Below are 1,335 nucleotides of genomic sequence, written 5' to 3' on the forward strand. Positions count from 1 at the left end.
TGAACACGGAATAGAATCCCTTCAGGACGTTACGGTGACGGTCTTCAAGACCGTAATCAGTATCAAGTACATCCAAGATAGGCTTGTCATACTCGTCTATCAGGACTACCGCACGACGGCCTGTCTGTTCGTGGACGGCGCAAAGTATATCACGAAAACGAAGTCCGACTCCAAGTTCAGGGTCTGTATGAATACCATACTGTTTTTCCCATTTGTCAACATAATCATCGAGCATGGTCTCCAAAACACCTGCCTGGGTAAAATTCGCCCCGTTGAAATCCACATGAAACACAGGATGCACATTCCAGTCCTTCTCCAGTCTGTCTATCTTCAGGCCCTTGAAAAGCTCCTTATGACCTAAGTAATAATTCTTTAGCGTGGAGACAAGAAGACTTTTACCGAAACGGCGCGGACGGCTAAGGAAATAAATCTTGCCTTCGTGGGTAAGCTTATATATAAGGTCGGTCTTGTCGATATAGACATAACCGTCTTCGATTATCTGCTCAAAACTCTGGATTCCTATGGGGTATTTCATGTCGGTCGATTAAGAATTAAAAATTAATAATTAAAAATTAAGAGCCAAGTTGTTAGTTATTGCTTATTGGGTTCTATACATTTCCAGTCTCCTATCGTTCCGGTTTCGGAAGAGAAGCTTGCGCCTATCTTATAAAGGGTACGTGTATCCGAAGCGTATTCATTGGCATAACCTTTCTCTTCTATCTGACGCAACGCATCGTCCGCCGTGCCGTCCAGCTTGAACTCGAAGATATAGACATATTGAGGCGTCTCCAGCACGCAGTCCACACGGCCCTGGCTCTGCACTTTCTCAACATAAACGGTATAAACGCTTATCAGGCGGAGTATAAGATAAAACGTATATTGGAAGTAGCGTTCACGCTCCACCTCATTGTCTTTGCGGCGCATAGTATAGGGGATGCTCGAAAGGAAAGAGGTGAAAAGGCTGCACAGTCTGCCGGTATCGCCACCCTCCAAAGCATCCAGCACGTCAAATATCCAACCCTCAACACGCTTCTTTGGCTGTAGATAAGAAGTGGCGATGGCAGTCAGAAAACCGTTCTTGACCTCATTGTTCGGAAAGTCAAGAAGAAAAGTATTACGGCGCATGTTGTAGTCTTTGATGGTCAGATATCCGCTCTGGTAAATCATAGGTAAAGGCTGTTCAACATCCGCCTTGTAGTCGATGAACTCTTCCGTACGATAATACTTGCCTGTCAGTTCGTTCATGTTCTCCTTGAAATGGGCAAGCAGACGGATAAGATATGTCGGAGTGCCGGAACTGAACCAATAGTCACGGATACTTTTCTTGTTGAAAGC

General features: G+C 45.0%; 2 protein-coding genes. Both read right to left on the reverse strand.

Annotation, left to right across the window (positions count from 1 at the left end; genetic code table 11):
• Window positions 1-535: AAA family ATPase (locus tag H6A27_RS14365; RefSeq protein ID WP_204509180.1), on the reverse strand; the 535-nt coding region annotated here is incomplete at its 3' end.
• A 56-nt stretch (window positions 536-591) separates the two neighbouring features.
• Window positions 592-1,335: PD-(D/E)XK nuclease domain-containing protein (locus H6A27_RS14370; protein WP_204509181.1), on the reverse strand; the 744-nt coding region annotated here is incomplete at its 5' end.

Source organism: Bacteroides caecigallinarum, from assembly GCF_016902295.1.
Taxonomy (GTDB): Bacteria; Bacteroidota; Bacteroidia; order Bacteroidales; family Bacteroidaceae; genus Phocaeicola; species Phocaeicola caecigallinarum_A.